This window comes from SAR86 cluster bacterium (assembly GCA_023703575.1).
GTDB lineage: Bacteria > Pseudomonadota > Gammaproteobacteria > Magnimaribacterales > Magnimaribacteraceae > Magnimaribacter.
The window spans coordinates 756,130-771,523 of the sequence record CP097969.1 but is presented as its reverse complement, the minus strand read 5'-3'; the positions used below and the strand labels follow the sequence as shown (position 1 = coordinate 771,523).

Here is a 15,394-nt window from a genome sequence, read left to right as displayed (position 1 = left end):
GCTTTTGCTTTCTGCTTCCCTATATAGGGTAAAAAATGAAAAGAATGCTTATTAATGCAACTCAGCCAGAAGAGTTGCGCGTAGCACTTGTTGATGGTCAAAGTATATATGACTTCGACATAGAACAAGTTGGTCAAGAAAGAAAAAAATCAAATATCTATAAGGCACGTGTATCTCGCGTAGAACAAAGTTTGGGTGCAGCATTTGTTGATTTTGGTTCAGAAAAACATGGATTTTTACCCATCAAAGAACTACATCCAGGATTTTACAAAGGCAAAAGTCAAAAAGCTCCTATTAATGAAATTTTGACACAAGGTGATGAAATTATCATCCAAGTCGAAAAAGAAGAGAGAGGAACAAAAGGAGCTGCAATAAGTACATTTATATCTCTACCCGGTCATTATTTAGTTTTAATGCCAAATAGTCCTGAAGCAGGCGGAATTTCTAAAAGCATTGAAGGAAAGGCTAGAGATGAAGTAAGAGATAAGCTTAAACAACTCAATATTCCAAAAGATATGGGTTTAATAGTAAGAACTGCAGGTGATGGCGTTTCTTTGGAAGAATTAAGATGGGATTTAGACTATTTAGTGAATCTATGGGATGCAATTACAGAAGCTAATCAGCAAAGAAAGGCTCCCTTCCTAATCTTTCGTGAAAATGACCTCGTATCACGTTCATTAAGAGATTTTCTGCGAGATGATATTACGGAAGTTTTAATTGATACTGATGAAGAATTTGAAAAGGCTCACGATTTTACTTCTAAATTAATGCCAGACTTCGAAGAAAAGATTAAGAAATATGATGAGACCATTCCCCTGTTTACCAGATATCAGATTGAAAGTCAGATAGAAACCGCCTATCAAAGGGAAGTTTCTCTTCCAAGCGGAGGATCTATAGTAATAGACCAAACAGAAGCCTTAGTTGCAATTGACGTTAACTCAGCAAAGGCTACCGGTGGTAGTGATATAGAAGAAACAGCATTAAATACAAACATAGAATCTGCTGTTGAGATAGGCAAGCAACTAAGACTGAGGGATATCGGAGGTCTCGTAGTAATAGACTTTATAGATATGCTTTCTCTAAAAAATAAGCGTGCAGTTGAAGACAAATTATGGTCAGCTCTTTCAATAGATAGAGCAAAAGTTCAAGTAGGTAGAATATCTAGATTTGGCTTGATGGAAATGTCCAGACAAAGGCTAAGGCCTTCCCTGCAAGAGAGATGGACACAGGATGTTGCTAGTTTATCTACAGCAGTCCTTAGGCTTATCGAAGAAGAGGCAAGTAAAAAGAAAAGTGGAGAAGTCAGAGCTGTGGTTTCATCTGATATGTCTACATTTTTACTAAATGAGAGAAGAGGCAGAGTAAACGAAATTGAAGAAAGGACTAATGCTAGAGTAATAGTTGTCTCTGATCCTACCCGTTCTGATAATAGGTTTGAAGTTAGTAGGCTTAAAACCGGTGGAAAGAAAACCAAAGATAATACAAGCTATGATATTCAAAGCGAGATTGGAGCTAATGGTGCAAATAAAGAAACTTATAAAAAACCTAAATTTGAAAAACCTGCAGTAAATCTTACTCCACCAAAAAAACCCAAAAAAAAAGGCGAAAGTTTATTTAAAAAATTATTGAATTTATTTGAGTCAAAAGATGATAAGAAATCAAATTCAAAATCAAGTAAGAGAAATCAAAGGAATAAGAGGCGACCAGATAACAGAAATAGGAAACAACAAAATAGAAATAATTCGCGATCCAATGACACTCGTCTAGATAAAATTAACTCTGATAACAATAATCAGAATAAAAGAAGATCTAAACCTAATCTTGGAAATAAAGATATCCAAAAACCTCAAAATAAAAATTTAAATAGAGAAAAATCTAGAGAAAATAAAAAAGATTTTCAAACTAAAGACTCTAAACCAAAATCACAGACTGGAAAGAAAGTTTCTCACAAACAAAATAAACAAGATGCGGAAAAATTTCAAAGTAAATTAGTTAATAAAGAATCAAGGAAGCCAAAAGAGGATGATGTTAAGAAAAATATTGCTGATAAAGATATTGATAATATCCAGGTCGATAGCAAACAAAAACCTTCGAAGGAAGAAGCAAAGAAAAGTCATAGGGTAGAGAATAAACGGATTGAAAAATCTGTTGAAGTTGAGTCTTTACAAAAGGATAAAACGAATACAGGAGTTTCTGAGGAGTCTAAACCAGATATAGTTAAAGAAACTGAGGTTAAAGAAAAGGTTAAAAGTGCAAAAGATTGGGGAAGAGCTTCAAATGATCCCAGAAATAAATCTTAACCATTTAATTTTTCAATATAACTTTCAATTAACTTTCCTGAAATAGAAATATTTCCTGTTGGAACTTGGGGTAAATCTTTAAAGTTAAACCAACCTGCTTTATCAATTTCTACTCCATCGGGACTAATAATTCCTTCATCATATTCTGCATGATATCCGAGCATAAGTTGACTCGGAAAAGGCCAAGATTGACTTCCATAATAAGTAATATTTTTAACTCTTACACTCACCTCTTCAAACACTTCCCTCTCAATCGCTGATTCCGCGGATTCACCAGGTTCAATAAAGCCTGCTAGAGTACTGTAAAACTCACCAGGAAAATTCTTATTATGAGCTAATAAGAGTTCCTCACCATTTGTTACTAGTACAATGATACATGGTGAAATAGTTGGATATATAAGCTTATTCATACATTCACATATCATAGCCCGCTCAGTTTCATGAGGCTTTACAGCCTTACCACAACTTCCACAAAATTGATTAGAGATATACCAGTTGTCTATCTGGAGTGATCTGGAGAAAATTGTGAACAATGTATCAGGTATTCTTCCAAGGAGACTTCTTAAAGGACTTAGTATAGTGTCTTGTGCTGTTGGTGAAGAGTCTTTTAAACACCTAACAAAGCAAGGTCTGTTGTTGAGATAACCTAAGAAATGTCGATGTGAAAATTCCATTTCAGACCACTTAAGATCATCATCTTCAAATAACAAGACTTCTGATGCCTTAGATGTTAAGAATTCTTGATTTCTCAAGATAATTGATATACACGATTCAGACGAAGTGTTGATATTTTCTGGTCTAAACACTAAATTATTATCTGCGGGAATCATATTTTAAGTTTAAGCTATTAGAGAATAGTTTAAAATATATAAATAAATTAAAAGAGAATAAAGTATGCACGAAATAGTGATGAATCAAGGAATGCTAGTTTCTGGAATAATTCTGGCAGCTAGTTTTATTCTTATTTTTACAGAAACACTTCATGGATTTCATAGGGTTAAAGTGGCGATGGCAGGAGCTGCAGTCATGCTTGTTGTTGGTCAATCCTATGGTTTTTATTCACCTGAAGCGGCATTTGAAGCAGTAGATTGGAACGTTGTATTTCTATTAGGTGCCATGATGGCTGTTGTGTCTATTATGATTAATACAGGAGGCTTTGAAGTTCTCGCTGGGAATATTGGAAAAATTGCAAAAGGAAGACAGTATTTGCTTCTTGCTCTACTTGGAACTGCAGTAACTGTTATATCTCTGTTATTAGATAACGTTACTACAGTCGTAATATTTGGGCCTTTGATAGTATTGATATGTCAAAAAATGAGAGTCAGTGCTATTCCATATCTGATGGCAGCAGCTTTACTCTCAGATACAGGAGGTGTAGCGACACTTGTTGGAGATCCACCAAATTTAATGATTGGTTCTGCATTCGACATAGCATTTATGCCCTTCGCTTATAAGATGTTCCCTATTGTCTTAGTCGCCTGGTTAGCAACTTTGTACTTTATGAAATTCCTATTTAAAGAAGAATTAGCAATAGTACCTGAAGGGAAATTTGAAGAAACCATTCCATATAAAGATAAGAGTCTTTGGAATAAATCTCTCTCAATACTTGGATTGATGGTTGTTCTTTTCATAATTCATAACACAATCCATTGGGAGCCGTGGATGGTAGCTGGAACAGGTTTGATTCTTTTAACCATTCTTGCAAAAGAAATTGAATTTGAAGATGTTATGAAAAATATGACACATGAAATCCCATTGCTAATGTTTTTTGTTGCACTCTTCATGCTTGTTGGTGGTGTTGAGGGAAGTAAATTTCTTGAATATTTAGGTCAATATATTGTCCCATTCATCGTTGATCCTGTGAGTGGAGAAGTTATACAAGAGAACTTTATGTTGACTTGTATCGCTTTAATGTGGGTTGCAGCTGTTATGTCAGCAGCCATAGACAATATTCCATTTACTGCGGCCATGATACCAATCATTGCTTCGTTGGAATCGGTTGGGGTAAATATTGCTGCTTTATGCTGGTGTCTAGCGATAGGTGTTGGAATGGGCGGTAATGGTACACACATTGGCTCTACAGCTAATGTATACATTGTTACGGTTTCGGAAAAACTTGCGAAGACAACAGGTAATCCTGATCTAGCAATTACGCCTCTTAAGTGGGCGAAAAAAGGTTTACCAGTAATGCTATTGACGCTGGTAATTTGCACGATAATCATGTACTTGTTCTTTGATTATTATGCTCTACCGCTCCATCCTTGATGGATCATAGATTTTGCGTAGCTCCAATGATGGATCGTACAGACCGTCATTGTAGATACTTTCACAGATTGTTAACCAAGAGAAGTTTGTTATACACTGAAATGTTACATTCGAACGCTATTCTAAATGGTGATGTAAAAAAATTACTTGAGTTTAAAACTGAAGAACACCCTTTAGCTATTCAATTAGGAGGATCTGATCCAAGCTCATTAGCCGAGGCATCTATGATATCTGAGGAATTTGGTTTTAGAGAAGTAAATCTGAATGTTGGATGTCCTAGCAACAAAGTACAAAAAGGAAGATTTGGTGCTGTACTGATGAAAGAACCAAAATTAGTATCTAGATGTATTGATGCTATGAAAAAGTCGGTAAATATACCTATTACTGTTAAGTGCAGGATAGGAGTCGATGATATGGACGAAAACGTTTACCTAGATAAATTTATAAAAGAAGTCAGTTCATCAGGATGTGAGACCTTCATAATTCATGCAAGAAAAGCATGGCTTAATGGATTGAGTCCCAAGGATAATAGAGAAATACCACCTCTTAATTACCCAAGAGTCTATAAACTCAAAGAAACTTTTCCTGATCTCAACATCATAATTAATGGAGGAATCAAGACAATAAGTGAATCTATAAAACACTTAGAACATGTGGATGGTGTTATGTTGGGTAGAGAAGCATACGATAATCCATTTATTTTGACCAAAGTTGATAGTGAGATCTTTTCCGATGCTGAGAATCCTATTCGAAGTAGTGACATTCTCTATAGACTTCTTCCGTATATTAAATCTGAAGTAGATAAAGGAACTAAAATATCTCACATAACAAAGCATTTAATGGGATTGTTTAAAGGATTTGATGGTGCAAAAAATATAAGAAAGTACTTAGTATCTTTAAGCAATGAAGTACATCCAATAGACAAATATAAGAATTTTCTATCAGAAATAGCCATATGATTAACAAAATTAAAGAATTAATAAAAAAATTTGGTAATAAAGAAGAAATTGAGGAAGAATCTGATTTGTCACAACTCAATAATGCCTGTGCAGCATTATTAGTTGAAATTGCCTTCGCGGACAAAGAATTCGATGAAACTGAAAAAACTTCTTTGAAGATAACACTGATGGAGACTTATGCTATTGAAGAAGCTGATATCGATGAAATTATAAAAGATGCAGAAAATACTGTTGCTGAAAGCACTTCACTTTATGGGTACACCAGAATTGTAAATGATGAATTTGAGTATGATGATAAATTAAGTCTTTTAAAGAATCTTTGGAAAGTCGCCTATGCGGATGGAAATCTTGACAAATACGAGGAGCACCTTTTAAGAAAAATTTCTGATTTAATTCACATAAGTCACAATGACTACATAAATATAAAGCTAGAAGTCAGGGGTGATTAATTAAAATCATCAAATTCGTCAAAATCATCATTGACTTGTCCATCAAGAATTTCAAATTCTCTACTTTGTAAGTAAGCATCACGAAAGAAAAGGTACTCATCACCTATTACAACACTTTCCAAACCAAGATATCTCGCCCGAGTGTCAACTAAATCAATTGCAGTAAGAGAATAAGCTGTACGATCATGATCTATCAACCACAGAGGAGTCAAAAATGCGTCTGGAATCATGGCCAGTGTATCCCTCATTGTACTCGGTCCTAAACCTGGTAGAACTAGATAAGGACCATCGGGTATACCCCAAACTGCTAATGTCTGACCAAAATCTTCATCATTTTTGTCAAGACCGAGTCCAGATGCAACATCAATAAATCCACCAATTCCAAGAGTTGAATTTATTGTAAATCTTGTAATGTCAGAAATTCCATCAGTGAGCTTACCTTGTAAAATGTTATTAATTGCTATGCTGAGATCTTCTATATTACTTGTGAAATTTGTAATTGATATTTCTATAAAGTCAGGGGTTACTCTTTTATAAAACCTAGCGATCGGAGAAGCAAGTTGAAGATCTAAAGTTTGATTCAAAACATGTGTTCTCTCATTAATATTCTTTAATGGATCAATTTCAGACGCAGCAGTAGCACTTAAAATTAATATCATTCCAATAAAACAAATCTTTATTATATTCATTTGATTATGTTGATCTGTGGTATTCCAGATGATTTCTTTTCCTTAAGAGCTTTTAATGAATTTACTAATTTATCTGCTATGTTATCAAATTCCATTTTTAAAAGTGGATGATTTTGAATATTGGAATCTTCAGAGATTTCCACCAAAGGGAGTTGAGCCAATAAATCTATAGAATATTCCTCAGAAAGTTTTTTACCACCGCCCTTTCCAAATAAAAAATATTTTTTATCTTGATCATCAGGCTTAAACCAACTCATATTCTCAATAAGTCCTGTTATTGGTTTATCTAATTTTTTAATCATTTCTATACCTTTTTTGCAGTCAGAAATTGAAACTTTCTGTGGAGTTGTAACAACTATTGAGGAAGTTAAAGGTATTCTTTGGAGTAAGGTTAATTGAACATCTCCCGTTCCAGGAGGAGTATCTACAATAAGATAATCTAATTCTCCCCAATCAGTCTGAGATAGTAACTGCATAACGGCTCCACTTACCATTGGACCTCTCCAAATCACAGGCATATTTTCACCAGAAATTAAGCCCATCGAAATGAATTTAATACCCTCTTTGGTTAGTGGTTCGATAACCTGTGCTTTTGATAACTTCAATTCACCTGCAGATGAACCAAGCATTATAGGTTGTGATGGACCATAAATATCTGCATCAACTAATCCTACAGAAAATCCTTTATCCCTTAAAGCTAGAGCGATTTGGAGAGAAATAGCCGACTTACCAACTCCTCCTTTAGCTGAAAAAATACCTACGATATTCTTAACCTTTCTGAGAGTTTCAGGAATCCTTAGTTTATTATCTGATTGCGCCATATTTTGTTAAAAAAGATCTCGTGCAAGTAGGTTATAATTAACATTTATCTAATATTCTAACCCTACAATGGCACAAGATTCTGAAAAAAGATCAATTTTAGTTACGAGCGCTTTACCTTACGCAAATGCACCATTACATCTTGGCCATATATTAGAACATACACAAACTGATATTTGGGTTAGATTCCAAAAACTATATGGAAATGAATGTACTTACGTATGTGCAGATGACGCGCACGGTACTCCTATAATGTTAAAAGCAGAAGAGCTTTCTATTAGCCCTGAAGAATTAATTGAAAAGATCTATAAAGAACATAAAAGTACTTTTGAAGATTTTAAAATTTCACATGATAATTATCATTCAACACATAGTAGTGAAAACAAAATTCTTTCTGAAAGAATATATAAAGCTTTGCATGCAAAGGGCCTTATAGAAAAGAAAGTTATAAACCAACTGTTTGATACTTCAAGAAACATGTTTTTATCTGACAGATATGTCAAAGGAACATGTCCCAATTGTGGAGCAGAAGGTCAATATGGAGATAATTGTGAGATATGCAGTGCTACATATAATGCAATAGATTTAAAAGATCCTATATCTGTTCTAACAGGTACAGAACCAATAATTAAAGAATCAGAACATCTGTTCTTCAAACTTAGTCTATTAAAAGATGAGATTAATGAATGGCTAGACTCATCTAAAATACAAGAACCAGTAAGAAATAAGCTTAATGAGTGGTTAGATGCTGATTTAAAAGACTGGGACATTAGCAGGGATGGGCCCTACTTTGGTTTCAAAATACCAGGATACGATGATAAGTATTTTTATGTTTGGCTCGATGCACCAATTGGTTATTTAGCCAGTCATTTAAATTACTTAATAAAACAAGATTGCGAAAAAGACTTCGAAAGTTTCTGGAGCAAGGATTCAGTCTCGGAAGTTTTCCATTTTATAGGTAAAGATATAATGTACTTTCATACGTTATTTTTTCCTGCAATGTTAGCAAATGCAGATCTAAAGACTCCAAATGGAGTTTTTGTTCATGGTTTTCTTACACTCAATGGCGAAAAAATGTCTAAATCAAGAGGTAACTTTATATCTGCAGAAAACTACATCGAAAATTTAGATTCAGACTATCTTAGATATTTCTTTGCATCCAAACTAAGTACTGGCGTCGATGATATTGATCTAAATTTGGATGAATTCAAACAAAAATGTAACTCAGATTTAGTAAATAAGTATGCAAATATTGCCAGCAGATCAGCAAAATTTATAAATAAGAATTTTGATAATAATCTTTCAAAAACATTAGATTCTCCAGAGTTGATCGAAGAATTTAAAGTTGCTTCAGAGAAAATAGCTGATCATTATGAAAAACTTGAATTTAGTAAAGCACTTAAAGAAATAATGTTATTGGCTGATAAAGCGAATCAATATGTGGATTCAAAGCAACCGTGGGTCCTTATGAAAGAAGAAGGAAATGAGCAATTGGTACACTCGATTTGCACTACCTCATTAAACTTATTTCGAATACTAACTATAATGTTACAACCTGTTATACCTGGTTTTGTTGATAAGAGTTCAAAATTCTTAAAAGAAGATAAAATAGAATGGAATTCAATAAATAAGACTATTTTAAATTGTAAAATAGATAATTTTGAAGCCATAGTCACAAGAATAGATGACAATCATTTGGCTAAATTAATGGGAAATTAAAATGGATGAAATTAGTATCGAAGACTTTATGAAATTGGACTTAAGAATAGCCAAAATTATCAATGCCGAACCTGTAGAAGAAGCTGATAAATTATTAAAATTAGAACTTGATGTAGGAGATTACGGAAATAAAACGGTATTTGCTGGAATGAAAAAATCTTATGATGCAGAAGTTTTGGTCAATAAATTAGTGGTTTGTGTAAATAACCTGAAACATAGAAAAATGAGATTTGGTACTTCAGAAGGAATGATATTAGCTGCAGGTGATGATGACAAAGGAATTTTCATTTTATCACCGGATGAAGGTGCAATACCTGGTATGCAAGTAAGGTAATGACTAAAGAGACAGATATTATAATCATCGGTGCAGGACCAGTTGGTCTTTTTACTGTCTTCGAAGCAGGACTCTTAGGACTTGAATGCATCCTTATAGACAATCTTGATAAAATAGGAGGCCAATGTAGTGAGCTTTATCCTGAAAAGCCAATTTATGATATACCTGGTGTCCCCAATCAAACAGCACAAGAACATGTTGATGCATTACTGAAACAGATAAAACCTTTTAAATATGATGTATTCTTAAATGAAAGAGTCGAGAGTTTAGAAGAAATTAAAGACGAGGATATCTCTTCTTGGAAGATAACTACATCTGAAGGAAACGAATTTAAAGCTAAAAGTATCTTTATAGCTGCAGGCGCCGGATCTTTTGAGCCCAGACGGCCTCCAAATATTCATAATCCTGACCGCTTTCTTGATAAAGGTGTTTCCTACTCTGTTAAATCTAAAGAGAAATTTAAAGACAAAGATCTGCTAATTTTTGGAGGTGGGGATAGTGCATTAGATTGGACAGTTGAATTAGCTGATATAGCAAAATCGATAAAATTAATTCATCGAAGAGATGAGTTCAGAGGTGCACCTAATACTGAAGCTCAAATGAGAGAATTAGTAGAAACAGGTAATGTCGATTTGAAAACTCCATACGTCATAGAAGATCTAGTTGGTACAGAAAAAATTGAGGGGGTTTTAGTTAAAAACTTTGAGTCAAAGAAAATAGAAGAGATCGAATGTGATGAAGTTCTATTCTTATTTGGTCTTAATAAAAAATTAGGCCCTATTGCTGATTGGGGTATAGATATGAATAACAAAAAAATCTCCGTAGATACAGAAAAATATGAAACAACAACGAAAGGAATCTTTGCAGTTGGAGATATAAATGATTACCCTGGCAAGCTAGATCTTATTCTTTGTGGATTTCATGAAACAACCTTAGCGGTCCAAGAAGCTTTCAGAAGATCGAATCCTGGCGAAAGAGTTCCTTTCGGTTATACGACTTCCAATACTAAGTTACAAAAGAAACTAGGCGTTGCAGATTAACTTTCTTCTTTCTTCTTCCTTCTTGCTATCTGTTTCAATCTAAGAGAATTGATCTTGATGAACCCAGTTGCATCTTCTTGATTATAAGTATTTTCGTCGTCTTCAAAAGTGACAATTTTTGAATCATAAAGGCTTAGATCTGAAGATCTACCTAAAATAGTTATATTGCCTTTATACAATGACATTTTGACACTACCTGAAACGAATTCTTGAGTCTTATCAATCAAGGCTTGAAGAGCTTCTCTTTCTGGACTCCACCAATATCCATCATAGATAAGTTGAGCGTATTTTGGCATTAATCCATCCTTTAAATGTCCAGCTTCAGCATCTAGTGTTATAGATTCTATTGCACGATGAGCTTTCAAAAGAATAGTTCCTCCAGGAGTTTCATAACATCCTCTTGACTTCATGCCCGTATATCTGTTTTCAACAAGATCAAGTCTACCAATTCCATGTTTTCCGGCTAGATGATTTAATTCTGACAGGATTTCCGAAGAAGAACTAATAACATTATTGATTGAAATTGGTTCACCAGATCTAAACTCTATCGAAATTGTCTCTTCTTCATCTGGAGCATCTTTTAATGAGGATGTTCTTTGCCAAATCTCTTCCGGTGCTTTTATAGATGGGTCTTCTAGTATCTCTCCTTCATAAGACGTATGAAGTAAATTCTCATCAGTTGAATATAAAGGATCATCTGGGCTTGCATCAATTTCTATTTGATGTTCTTTGCAATAATCTACTAAGTCAGCTCTTGAAGAATAGTCCCAGGTTCTCCAGGGAGCTATGACTTGAATATCTGGATTTAATGAGTAAGATCCAATTTCAAATCTAATTTGATCATTTCCTTTACCAGTTGCACCATGAGCTATTGCGTCTGCACCCTCTTCTTCTGCAATTTCAATCAACCTTTTACTAATTAATGGCCTTGCAATTGATGTTCCTAAAAGATACTCACCTTCGTACAATGTATTTGCCTTGATCATTGGAAAAATATAATTCTTTGTAAATTCTTCCTTCAAATCCTCTATAAGAATCTTTGAAGCTCCAATAGCATTTGCTCTTTCCTTGACTTGTTCAGGGTCATGATCTTGTCCGATATCTGCTGTAAAAGCTATGACCTCAGCATCATAGGTATTTTTTAACCAGTGCAGTATGACAGTAGTATCTAAACCGCCTGAATATGCTAAAACTATTTTATTAAATTTCTTATCCGTCATAACAGGGTGCGTATTGTATACATAGAAATTGTAATTTCACTAAAGACCTTTAGATTAAGTTCTTAAGGTGATATTTTAGATCACCAAGATAAGACTCATATTTTTTCCATTGATGGAGCCCTTTATTATTAATGGGTTCTCTAACTTGTTCGGAACTAGCTGTCTTTACCGCCCGAGAATTCTTATAAAATTCTAGAGTTGCATGTTCAAAATCTAAATCACAAAAGTTCAATAAATCTCTTGTAACCTTTTCTTGATCTTCTAATAATTGCTCATGTTGAACCCTAAAAACGTGTCCTGGAAGGACTTCATCCCAATGATCCATTAACCTAATATAATTTAAATAATATCTAGCTATTTCAGTTTGGTCATAAGTAAAAGCCTGCCCTCTGGCAAATAATTGTTTGTAGCAGCTAAAGCATGTATCCATTGGATTTCTTCTGGCATCTATAATCTTAGCTTTTGGTAATATCAATTTTATTAATCCAATATGACTGAAGTTATTAGGCATCTTATCTATAAAAATTGGCTTATCAGTTCTTATAAATTTAGTTTCTTCTATGAAAGTCTTGCCTAGATTAATCAAATCAGTTCTATTAAGACTGCCTATTATCTCTGGGTATGCGGTATTCTCTTTTGATGAATTTCCTAATTTTCTTGCAATATTCATAATATTAGGAAGTTCCATAGTTCCTTCTACCAAAGAATGAGATGCGAGAATTTGTTCAACAAGAGTTGATCCTGATCTAGGAAGGCCGACTATAAAGATAGGTTCGTTTGTGTGATAACCAGAATCTTCAAATTGATGAAATAGATCTAGATTAAAAAAAGATATCAACCGATCTGTTAGAGCTTCTATTGCTTTTGGGTCATATGAAGTCCTTCCTCTATTTAAATGATTTCCAAGATCATAATATTTGAAGGATTTTTCGTAATCACCAATATCTTCATAAGCTTTACCTAATGCAAATAAAAAATGTATTTTTTCTCTTTCTGATAGATCCTGATTATCTATTTGCACTTCCATATTATTCAGTTCTTTTTCATCGAATCTGTATGTTTTTAAATTTGCCAGACTCCAATAGGCTTCTCCAAATTTTTCGTCAAATTTAATTGCATCTTTATAAGCGGCTATAGATTTATCTTGTGAACCTGTCGTTTTATAAACATGCCCTAGACTCAAATGCACTCTTGGCTGGTTCTCTTTTAGAGATAAAGATTTTTGATACGATTCAATGCCATCGTTATGTTGTGAACTTCTTGTCTGCATAGTTCCTAATCCTGCCCAACCTTCTGCCCAGTCAGGTCTTAATTCAGTAGCTTTTAAAAAACATTTAGATGCTTTAATAAGGCTTTCCTGATCATCCTTTTGCCTGTAAAGTTTTGCCAGGTTTTCCCATGCCAACGCGTAATCTGGGGCAATTCTTACACAACTTTCTAACATTCTTATTGCATGGTCATTAGATCCAGCTCTTGATGCTAGCAGTGCTAAGAGTCTTATTGCATCTACATTTTCAGGATCCTCAGCTAATATTTCTCTATATATTTTTTCTGCCTCTCCAAGATTTCCCTTTTGTATCAATACCATTGCTTCCTGAAGTTTTAGATATTTAGGATCTGTAGATATGGCATTCTTATATGCCTTCTCGGATTCTTCTTCTTTTCCCTGATCAAAAAGAATATCACCTAGCGCTTTCCAGGCTGAAAAACTCGACTGATTATGTTCTAAATATTTTTTTAAGCAAATCTCCGCCTCTTCAAGATTACCCAATAAAACCCATGCTTGTGATAGATTTTCATATACTTGATAAAAATCAGGCGCAACTTTCAAAGCCTTTTTTAATGGAATAAGAGCAATCTCTGGCTTTCCTTTTTGAAGACTAGATAGCCCACTTAAACGAAGGGCATTGGGCTCATCAGGAAATTTATTTAGAATTTCAGTCAGCTGGTATTCCGCTAAGTCTATTTCACCAGATTCAAGTAAAGATGCAGCATTTTCATATGCTTCTTTAATACTTACCTCTGTATAGGATTTATTAGACATAGTTTCATTCTATCTTAGACGGAGTTATGCTTCACTAGATGGAAGATATTTATAAAGCAATAAAGTCATATGGCATAGATGCCATTTCGCTTTTTATTAGTTTTATCTCCGTTATTGCAACTGCTTCATTCATCTTATGGGATGCAAATTTGGCTAAAAAGATAATCGATAATATTTATTCATTAGTAGTTTCATATTTTGGATCTTCTTATCTCATTCTAACAATCGTGAGCTTTCTCTTTCTAATCATTCTTGCAACTACTAACTATGGAAAATATACCTTAGGAGGCAAAAATACTTCTCCTGAGTTCTCATATTTCAGCTGGATAGGAATGCTATTTTGTTCCGGAATAGGTGGAGGTATCATTTACTGGTCAGGAGTAGAATGGGCGTATTACGTCGGAATACCGCAATTTAGTATTGAGGCATATTCATCTGAAGCTTACTCTCTTGCAACTGCATATGGATTATTTCATTGGGGGTTAAGTGCATGGTCAATATACGGTATACCTGCTATCGCACTATCAATAGCATTTTATAAATATAACCTTAATTCACTACGATTGAGCTCTAGTTTAAAGGGTCTAGGAATACCTGATATTGAATCCTCTTATTTTGGTAGATTTATAGATCTTATTTTTATCCTAGCTACAGTCGGAGCGGCTGGTGGCACTATTGGTTCTTATATACCAATGTTATCAAGCGGATTTACAAGTTTATTAAATATAAACAATGGTATACATATAAATATTGGAGTAATACTTTTATGTGTGGCCTTGTATGGTTATAGTGTTTATAAAGGTTTAGAAAATGGCATAAAGATCCTCAGTAACTTTAATCTTATATTGGCTTTAGTTTTTCTTTGTTTGATAGTATTTTCTTCAGACTTTAAAGAATTACTCAAGTTATCAGTATCTGGCATTCATTATTCATTTAGCTACTTCTGGAGCATGAGCACGCTTGGTATTAGTGAACCGTCAGATTTTGCAAAAGAATGGACAATATTTTACTGGGCTTGGTGGGTAGCATTTGGACCTTTAGTAGGATTATTCATAGCAAGAATTTCTAAAGGTAGATCGCTGAGGCAAGTAATTATAGGAATGTTGTTTTTCGGCACACTTGGTACTTGGCTCTTTTACCTTGTGCTGGGAGGCTATTCAATGAATGGTGAACTTAATAATGAAATAAATGTAGTACAAAATATGAAAGATATAGGTCATGCAGAGACAGCAATATCTGTAATTACCTCCCTGCCCGCTAGTTCAATAATGCTTTGTATCTTTTGCATTATTACAATTGTATTTATAACTACTTCTTACGATTCGATGTCTTATGTAATCTCGTCTCATGTTCTGAATATAAAAGGAAAAATAAAAGAGCCTCATAAAAATTTAAGATTGGCTTGGGCTGTTGTTTTAGGTATCTTGCCTGCCGTACTTGTCTTATATTCAGATCACAGTGTGGCTTTAGACTTAATACTAATTACATCATTGCCGTTACTATTTATTTACCCCTTAATGGCAGTATCAATAATAATGGAGCTAATAAAAAAATAA

The 15,394-nt window shown here is 34.0% G+C and carries 11 protein-coding genes and 1 pseudogene; 7 read left to right on the top strand and 5 right to left on the bottom strand.

The features are described 5' to 3' along the window. The first annotated feature begins 35 nt into the window (after positions 1-35). The gene (locus M9C83_03905; GenBank protein URQ67349.1) at positions 36-2,300 is read left to right on the top strand and encodes an Rne/Rng family ribonuclease; all 2,265 of its coding nucleotides are present in this window, start codon (positions 36-38) and stop codon (positions 2,298-2,300) included. On the opposite strand, the gene nudC is transcribed toward M9C83_03905, so the two are convergent. After that, positions 2,297-3,130, bottom strand: a complete 834-nt coding sequence (nudC, locus tag M9C83_03900; protein ID URQ67348.1) for an NAD(+) diphosphatase — start codon at positions 3,128-3,130, stop codon at positions 2,297-2,299. The two genes, M9C83_03905 and nudC, sit on opposite strands and share 4 nt — an antisense overlap. A gap of 64 nt (positions 3,131-3,194) precedes the next feature. On the opposite strand from nudC, the gene M9C83_03895 reads away from it, so the two are divergent. From M9C83_03895 to M9C83_03885, 3 genes are read left to right on the top strand one after another with little or no spacing between them, the layout of a single operon-like run. Next, on the top strand, positions 3,195-4,565 hold the full coding sequence (locus M9C83_03895) for an SLC13 family permease (GenBank protein URQ67347.1): 1,371 nt from the start codon (positions 3,195-3,197) through the stop codon (positions 4,563-4,565). Further along, positions 4,565-5,524, top strand: a complete 960-nt coding sequence (dusA, locus tag M9C83_03890) for a tRNA dihydrouridine(20/20a) synthase DusA (protein ID URQ67346.1) — start codon at positions 4,565-4,567, stop codon at positions 5,522-5,524. Before M9C83_03895 ends, dusA begins: the two co-directional genes overlap by 1 nt. Next, on the top strand, positions 5,521-5,973 hold the full coding sequence (locus M9C83_03885) for a TerB family tellurite resistance protein (GenBank protein ID URQ67345.1): 453 nt from the start codon (positions 5,521-5,523) through the stop codon (positions 5,971-5,973). Before dusA ends, M9C83_03885 begins: the two co-directional genes overlap by 4 nt. On the opposite strand, the gene M9C83_03880 is transcribed toward M9C83_03885, so the two are convergent. Together M9C83_03880 and M9C83_03875 are read right to left on the bottom strand one after the other, a co-directional pair. Then, positions 5,970-6,662 (bottom strand): VacJ family lipoprotein, encoded by a 693-nt coding sequence (locus tag M9C83_03880; GenBank protein URQ67344.1) that lies wholly within the window; start codon positions 6,660-6,662, stop codon positions 5,970-5,972. The genes M9C83_03885 and M9C83_03880 overlap by 4 nt on opposite strands. Next, positions 6,659-7,483 carry an Mrp/NBP35 family ATP-binding protein gene (locus tag M9C83_03875; protein URQ67343.1) on the bottom strand — a complete coding sequence of 275 codons (825 nt, stop codon included), beginning with the start codon at positions 7,481-7,483 and terminating at the stop codon, positions 6,659-6,661. The genes M9C83_03880 and M9C83_03875 overlap by 4 nt, the downstream gene beginning before the upstream one ends. Before the next feature lie 67 nt (positions 7,484-7,550). Between M9C83_03875 and metG the strand changes: the two are divergent. Continuing rightward, positions 7,551-9,534, top strand: a pseudogene (gene metG, locus M9C83_03870) (methionine--tRNA ligase). Next, the gene (locus M9C83_03865) at positions 9,534-10,574 is read left to right on the top strand and encodes an NAD(P)/FAD-dependent oxidoreductase (protein ID URQ67342.1); all 1,041 of its coding nucleotides are present in this window, start codon (positions 9,534-9,536) and stop codon (positions 10,572-10,574) included. The pseudogene metG and the gene M9C83_03865 overlap by 1 nt, the downstream one beginning before the upstream one ends. Here the strand turns inward: M9C83_03865 and M9C83_03860 are convergent. Both M9C83_03860 and M9C83_03855 read right to left on the bottom strand, forming a co-directional pair. Continuing rightward, entirely contained in the window at positions 10,571-11,794 is a 1,224-nt protein-coding gene (locus M9C83_03860) for an argininosuccinate synthase (GenBank protein URQ67341.1), read from the bottom strand. The genes M9C83_03865 and M9C83_03860 overlap by 4 nt on opposite strands. A 49-nt stretch (positions 11,795-11,843) precedes the next feature. Then, positions 11,844-13,838, bottom strand: coding sequence for a sulfotransferase (locus tag M9C83_03855; protein URQ67340.1), 1,995 nt, complete (start codon positions 13,836-13,838; stop codon positions 11,844-11,846). Positions 13,839-13,876: 38 nt separating this feature from the next. Here M9C83_03855 and M9C83_03850 point away from each other — a divergent pair, with 38 nt between their 5' ends. Next, entirely contained in the window at positions 13,877-15,394 is a 1,518-nt protein-coding gene (locus M9C83_03850) for a BCCT family transporter (protein ID URQ67339.1), read from the top strand.